Source organism: Streptomyces sp. NPDC007095 (genome assembly GCF_040634475.1).
GTDB lineage: Bacteria > Actinomycetota > Actinomycetes > Streptomycetales > Streptomycetaceae > Streptomyces.
On record NZ_JBEYFS010000380.1, the window covers coordinates 1 to 6,655 of the forward strand.

Sequence of the window (6,655 nt, forward strand, 5' to 3'; positions counted from 1 at the left end):
GCGTCGTCGATCAGAGTTATGTGGTGGTCCCCCTCGAGCAGCTGCCCGCGGAGAGTTCCGAGCCGGCGTGGAACCGCGAGTACATGCCCCGGACGCCGTGAGGCAAGCGGGTCCACAGCGACGTACGGCTCAGGCGAGCGCGAGCGTCACGCGGCCTTCGGCGCGTTGACGTCCGACGGCAGCGCCTTCTGCGCGACCTCGACGAGCGCGGCGAACGCACCGGCGTCGTTCACGGCCAGCTCGGCCAGGATCTTGCGGTCGACCTCGATGTTCGCGGCCTTCAGACCCTGGATGAAGCGGTTGTACGTGATGCCGTTGGCCCGGGCAGCGGCGTTGATGCGCTGGATCCACAGCTGACGGAAGTCGCCCTTGCGCTTCTTGCGGTCGTTGTAGTTGTAGACCAGCGAGTGGGTGACCTGCTCCTTGGCCTTGCGGTACAGGCGCGAACGCTGACCGCGGTAGCCGGAGGCCGCCTCGAGGATCGCCCGGCGCTTCTTGTGGGCGTTGACTGCCCGCTTGACGCGTGCCACTTTTTAACTCCTTGCAGCGGGGCCGTGGTTGTCTTCACACGGCCCGAAATCGATTGGGTCCCGGTCAGAGATCAGGCGCGCGGTGCGCGCCCGACGTCACTTGCCGAGAAGCTTCTTGATCTTCTTGGCGTCGCCCGGGGCCATCTCGGCGTTGCCGGTGAGGCGGCGCGTCAGGCGCGACGACTTGTGCTCGAGCAGGTGGCGCTTGCCGGCGCGCTCACGGAGCACCTTGCCGGAGCCGGTGACCTTGAAGCGCTTGCTGGCACCGCTGTGCGACTTGTTCTTCGGCATAGCGCCGTTCTCTCCTCGTCAGTGGCGTTCCGATGCCCGGTCGTTAAACCGGGCACGATGGAACGTCATGTATGTATCGATTGACATCCCTGGACTCATGTCCCGGGGATTCCATGGACTGTCGTCCCGGACTCCCCGGAGCCTTCACCCTGGGATCAGGCCTCGGCGGAAGCCTCGGCCGGGGCCTCGGCGGTCTCGGCCTCAGTGGTCTCGCCCTCGGCGATCTCACCCTCGGTGAGCTCACCGTCGGCGGCGTTCTGCGAGCGACCGGGGTTGGCCTTCGCTTCTGCCTTACGAGCCGCCTGGGCCTCACGGGCCTCGGCCATCGCCTCGGTCTTCTTCTTGTGCGGACCGAGAACCATGATCATGTTTCGGCCGTCCTGCTTCGGGTTCGACTCGACGAATCCGAGGTCCTCGACGTCCGAAGCGAGACGCTGCAGCAGTCGGTAGCCGAGCTCCGGCCTGGACTGCTCGCGACCGCGGAACATGATCGTGATCTTGACCTTGTCGCCCTGCTTGAGGAACCGGACGACGTGACCCTTTTTGGTGTCATAGTCGTGCGGGTCGATCTTCGGCCGGAGCTTCATTTCCTTGATGACCGTGTGCGCCTGGTTCTTGCGCGCCTCACGGGCCTTCATGGCCGACTCGTACTTGAACTTCCCGTAGTCCATGAGCTTGCAGACCGGCGGACGGGCGCTCGCCGCCACCTCGACCAGGTCGAGGTCGTACTCCTGCGCAAGCTCCAGCGCCTTGGCAAGCGGAACAATCCCGACCTGCTCGCCGCTGGGACCGACAAGTCGCACCTCGGGAACGCGAATCCGGTCGTTAATGCGGGGCTCGGTGCTGATGGATCCTCCTCGGTAGCACCACACGGCGGTCTGGCGGACAGCCGCGTATGTCTCTGATGACATTGGACCAACCACCGCGGGGCATGAAAAATGCCCCGGACGGTACACAGGCGGGGCTCCAAGGAATACCGGAGCACCGCCGCGGTGAACCGCGGGGCGCACATTCGGGCGACTCCACCGTCCGTACGGAACGGTGGTGGCCGCCTGACCGGGTGACCCGCCATCCCTGAGGACGGTCGGGTGGGAGATCGGAGCCTCCACTTGTGGGCCGAGCACGCTGACATACACAAGGGCGCGTCCGGCCGGTCGTTACACAAGGTTAGCAGCTCCCCCGGGCCCGCGCTAACCGAGCGCCTCCGCGCTCCCGCGGGCGGGTGCCTGCGTGCCGGGGCCTATCGTGTGGGACATGAGTGACACCCCTCCCCAGAACCCCGACTTCGACAGCATGACCCGCGACATCGCCGAGGTCCCCGCGGTCGAGGTCCTCGTGACGGTCGCCGTCAACCTGATGAGCGCCGCCGCCGTGAAGCTCGGTCTGACCGAGGAGGGCGACAAGTACAAGGACCTCGACGAGGCGCGCAAGCTGATCCACGCGCTGGCCGGGCTGCTCGACGCGAGTGCGACCGAGATCAGTTCCTTCCATGCGTCCCCGCTGCGCGACGGCCTGAAGTCGCTGCAGCTGGCGTTCCGCGAGGCGTCGATCGTCCCGGACGAGCCGGGCCAGGGCCCGGGCGAGAAGTACACGGGCCCGATCTACGGCTAGGACCTGATCCGCCGCAGAGGCTCTGGTTCCTCTGCCGCTCCCGATTTCACCGACGTACGTACAAGGGCTCGCCCGGTGGCGTCGTCCCGGCCGGCAACAGCGCCAGGTCGAGACCGCGCACCAGGCGGGCCCTCAGTGTTTCGTCGGCGGCGAGCCGCCCGGCGAGCGCGCGGGCGGCTTCGGCCGGGGCCGCGTTCGGGTCCAGTACCAGCGCGAGGGTGCCGTCGGCCTGGCCGGGGCCCAGGTGGGCGCGGAGTACGGCGGGCTCGGCGGCCACGGCGGCGCGTACCGCCTCGACCACGGCGGGATCGGCGAGCGGGTCCGCCGTCGTACGCCCCTCGGCGAGGGCGAGCAGCGCCGAGCCGGTCAGTTCGTACGGCACCGGACCCGCCAGGTCGAGGACGACCGTGTCGGCCTTCTCGTGCGCGGCGGCCTGCAGGGCCTGGTGCAGGGGTACGGCGACGGGGCGGGCCGCCGGGTCCCAGCGGGCCAGCGACTCGGTGGAGGTGAAGGCCGGCAGGGCGGTGCGGTGGCCGGCCTTCAGGGTGGGCACCGCCATGTCGCTGGTCTTCTCGTGACGCAGCCCGTTCTCGTCCTCTTCGGCCTCGCCGAGGACGGCCACGACGGGCACGAGGAGCCGGGCACTCTTGAGCGCCTCCAGGACCGGCCGTACGGCGGTGCGGTCCTCGGCCCAGGCCGCGAGTGCCGCGCTCAGCCGGGGATCGGCGGAGCCGTCGTCGTCGGGGAAGCCGGAGTCGGGAATGTTCTTGTTCGCCACGGTCCCCGACCCTATCGGGGGGATGCTGCTGGGCTTGTGCGGGCCCGGAAACCTGGCGTTGACAGCTTTCACGGGATTCTCAGGTTTCGCTGACACACCTCTAACATCCGTCTAACGCCGGGCACAGGCACCGCCCCGAGCATCGCGGGATGGCCCCTCACAGAGCTCGTCGGCGTCGCACCCGCCGCTCCGGACGCAGGTCCCTCGTCTACATCGTGGTGGCTTCCGCCGTCCTCGTGGGCGGTACGGCGGCGGGTGCCGTGTACGTGAAGGCACAGGCGCACGACCGCGGGAGCCTCGTATCCTCCCCCTCGGCATCGCCGGGTACGTCGTCCTCGGCGTCGGCCGCGTCATCCCCCAGCCAGGAGGCATCGGTGGCACCTGTGACAAAGCCCACGGTGGACCGGGACGCCCTGCTCACCAGGGCGATGAAGGCCGTGGCCCTGGAGGACGGCGCAGCGGTGTCGGTCGCGGTGTTCGACATCGACTCCGGCGAGGGCGCCGCCTACGGCGAGGGGGCCTTCGACACGGCCAGCATCGTCAAGGTCGACATCCTCGCGACGCTGCTGCTCCAGGCGCAGGACGCGGACCGGCATCTGACGGCGGCGGAGAAGACGTACGCCACCGCGATGATCACGAACAGTGACAACGCGTCCGCGTCCGCTCTGTGGGACGTCATCGGGCAGGCGGACGGTCTCGACGCCGCGAACAAGCGGTTCGGACTGACCGGCACCTCCGGCGGGGACGGTGCGCTGTGGGGCCTGACCCAGACCACGGCCGCCGACCAGCTCACCCTGCTCCAGCAGGTGTTCGGGGACGACTCCGAACTCAGCGAGGCCTCGCGCACGTATCTCCAGGGGCTGATGGGCGAGATCGCCGCCGATCAGCACTGGGGGGTGTCGGCGGCGGCCGACGGCACGCAGTGGGCCCTCAAGAACGGGTGGCTGGCGCGGAGTTCGACCGGGCTGTGGGACATCAACAGCATCGGTCGGGTCACTGTCGACGGTGCCGAGTACCTGGTGGCGACGCTGTCCAACGGCAACACGACCAAGACCAAGGGGATCTCGGTGGTGGAGGCGGCGGCGAAGGCGGCGGTGGCCGCGTTCGGCTCCGCGTGAGTTCGGGCGGGGGCGTAAAGGTGCGGGGTGTCCGTTCGACTGCGGGTGGGTAGTGGCTGGGCGCGCAGTTCCCCGCGCCCCTAAAGGGGCACGTCGCCCGACACGTCCTGCCCCGAGAACCTGCGGCCACGCCACAGGATCACCGACGCGGCCAGCAGGACCACGCCCGCGCCGCCCGCCGCCGGGCCCACCCAGCCGGACGGCTGGTTGTCGTCCGGGGCGGCGTCGGGGCCCGTACCGAAGTACTTCTTGCCGTACGCCGCCGCGTGGGTGCTGTCCGGCTTGAGACGGCCGGCGGCCTCGATGGCCGCCGCGGGGTCGATGAAGCCGAAGCCGCGGGAGTCGTCGCGGCCGCCGCTGGGGGCGTTGCGGGCGGTGTCCTCCAGGAGCTTCTTGATCTGCGCCGGGGACAGGCCCGGGTGGGCCGCCTTGACGAGCGCGACCGCGCCGGAGACGAACGCGGAGGCGGCACTGGTGCCCCAGCCTTCGTAGTACTTGTCGTCCGGGTCGGCGATGACGACGTCGACGCCGGGGGCGCTGACGGTGGCGTACCAGCGGCGGGTGGAGAACGAGGCACGGGTGCCGTTCTGGTCGACGGCCGTGGCCGCGATCACGCCCGGGTAGGCCGCCGGGTACGAGATGTGGTCGCCCTTCTCACCGCCGTTGCCGGCCGAGGCGACGACGACCGCGCCCTTCTTCAGGGCGTACTGGACGGCCGCGTCCTCGGCGGGCTCGGGATGGGCGGACTTGGAGTCGTCGCCGAGGGAGAGGTTGATGACGTCGGCGCCCTGGTCGGCGGCCCAGCGGATGCCCTCTGCGAGGGCGTTGCCACGGGTGTTGCGGGCCCTCGTACGGGCCGAGTCGCCGTCTTCGAGGATGACGCGGACGGGGAGGATCTTCGCCTCGGGGGCGATGCCCAGGACTCCGTCGCCATTGCCGACGCCGTGCCCGTGACCGGCGATGATCCCGGCCATCGCGGTGCCGTGCCGGGCCCATGCGCGGTCACCGCGCTGCGCCCCGAAGCCGACCATGTCCTTGCCGGTGAGGACGTTGCCGGCCAGGTCCGGATGCTGGTCGTCGACGCCCGTGTCGAGGACCGCGACCGTGATGCCGTGGCCCTTCGTGGTACGCCAGGCCTGCTGGGTGTGCATCGCGTCGAGGGCCCACTCCTGGGCACGTATGCCGTCGGCGTGCGCGGCGGTGGACGGGAGCAGGGCGAGGGAGGCGGCCAGCAGGACGCTCAGGGCTCCGGCCCTCTGGGTGGCCCTGCGGGATGCCTTGCGGGTGGCTTTGTGGGATGCCTTGTGGGTGGCCTTGTGGGTGGTGGCCCTGCTGATGGTGGCCTTGCGGGTCATGACGGCTTCTCCGTGGCCGAGCCGACGGTTTTGCGCAGGCCGCGCTCGATGCGGTCGGCGAGTCCCTGTGCGTCGTGGCCCAGGCCCGCCTGGGCCGGGGCCGTGGTCGCACCGGGCTTGATGGCGTCCGCGGCGGGCTGCGGGGCGGTGACGATACGGCCGTCGGCGAAGCCGGAGACGGCGTAGACGACCACGGGGGCGTCGGTGAGCACCGACACCGTCCAGGACGCGCGCTGGGCGTCGCCGAACCCGGCGGCGACGGTGCCCTTGGCGGCGTACGGACGAGGCATCAGATCGGTGCGCCGGTCGAGGCCTTCCTGCTGGAAACGGTTCTTCAACGCGGTCATGGCCGCCGGGTCCGCCTTGGTGAACAGCAGGCCCACGGTGGTGACCTGGCTGCGGGTCGCGTCCGTGTAGGTGGCGCGCAGCAGCCGCAGACAGCCGGCCGGGGCGAGCGCCTTGCTCAGGAGCGGATCGAAGGCGTTCGCGCAGCCGCTGTCCGGGGCGACGGCGATCCGGGTCCAGGTGCGGTCGGCGCCGCCGGGGCCCGCGCCCTGGCCCTGCACGGTGGGCGGGAAGAGCTGGTCCACGGGCACGCCGTGCCACAGGCTTCCGGCCGCCACGAAGGCGCTGTGCGTGCCGTCCCCGTCCGTGCCGTCGCCGGTCAGCCAGCTTCCGGCCGCCGCGCCGCCGATGAGGCCGAGGCCCAGCACGACACAGGCCGCGGCCGCTGCCGCCCGGGGCCGGGTGCGCGCGCCGACGTGGCGCCGGCGCTTGGTGTCGTCATAGGTCTCGGGCTCCGCGAACGACACGTACGGGCGTGCCGTGCCGGGAGCCGGGCTCGCGGGGGCGGACGGTTCGCCGGGCCGCTCCGCGGGGCCGAGCCGGTAGGCCATGTCGTGGCGAGGCTGCACGACGACCGTGATGAACAGGCGCCGGATCTCGTTGCAGGACAGCGGGACCAGGCCGTCC

General features: G+C 70.7%; 7 protein-coding genes and 1 pseudogene. 2 read left to right on the forward strand and 6 right to left on the reverse strand.

Annotated features, from left to right (window positions below):
- Positions 1-146: 146 nt before the first annotated feature.
- The 3 genes from rplT to infC form a co-directional block, all read right to left on the reverse strand.
- Complete coding sequence (rplT, locus tag ABZ656_RS55290) at positions 147-530, reverse strand: 50S ribosomal protein L20 (protein ID WP_054236131.1); 384 nt, start codon at positions 528-530, stop codon at positions 147-149.
- A gap of 96 nt (positions 531-626) precedes the next feature.
- Positions 627-821: a 50S ribosomal protein L35 gene (gene rpmI / locus ABZ656_RS55295; RefSeq protein ID WP_007829094.1), complete on the reverse strand. Its 195-nt coding sequence runs from the start codon at positions 819-821 to the stop codon at positions 627-629.
- 155 nt (positions 822-976) lie between these two features.
- Positions 977-1,693: a translation initiation factor IF-3 gene (gene infC, locus ABZ656_RS55300; RefSeq protein ID WP_218978442.1), complete on the reverse strand. Its 717-nt coding sequence runs from the start codon at positions 1,691-1,693 to the stop codon at positions 977-979.
- A 382-nt stretch (positions 1,694-2,075) separates the two neighbouring features.
- Here infC and ABZ656_RS55305 point away from each other — a divergent pair, with 382 nt between their 5' ends.
- Positions 2,076-2,432, forward strand: coding sequence for a DUF1844 domain-containing protein (locus tag ABZ656_RS55305; RefSeq protein WP_054236133.1), 357 nt, complete (start codon positions 2,076-2,078; stop codon positions 2,430-2,432).
- A gap of 46 nt (positions 2,433-2,478) precedes the next feature.
- Here ABZ656_RS55305 and ABZ656_RS55310 read toward each other — a convergent pair whose 3' ends face one another.
- The gene (locus ABZ656_RS55310) at positions 2,479-3,210 is read right to left on the reverse strand and encodes an SseB family protein (RefSeq protein WP_101406145.1); all 732 of its coding nucleotides are present in this window, start codon (positions 3,208-3,210) and stop codon (positions 2,479-2,481) included.
- Between the two features lie 149 nt (positions 3,211-3,359).
- On the opposite strand from ABZ656_RS55310, the gene ABZ656_RS55315 reads away from it, so the two are divergent.
- The gene (locus ABZ656_RS55315; protein ID WP_101406144.1) at positions 3,360-4,328 is read left to right on the forward strand and encodes a serine hydrolase; all 969 of its coding nucleotides are present in this window, start codon (positions 3,360-3,362) and stop codon (positions 4,326-4,328) included.
- 80 nt (positions 4,329-4,408) lie between these two features.
- On the opposite strand, the gene mycP is transcribed toward ABZ656_RS55315, so the two are convergent.
- Both mycP and ABZ656_RS55325 read right to left on the reverse strand, forming a co-directional pair.
- Positions 4,409-5,683, reverse strand: a complete 1,275-nt coding sequence (mycP, locus tag ABZ656_RS55320; protein WP_360279950.1) for a type VII secretion-associated serine protease mycosin — start codon at positions 5,681-5,683, stop codon at positions 4,409-4,411.
- Positions 5,680-6,655: pseudogene (locus ABZ656_RS55325) on the reverse strand (hypothetical protein); the annotation flags it as partial. The pseudogene ABZ656_RS55325 and the gene mycP, both read right to left, overlap by 4 nt.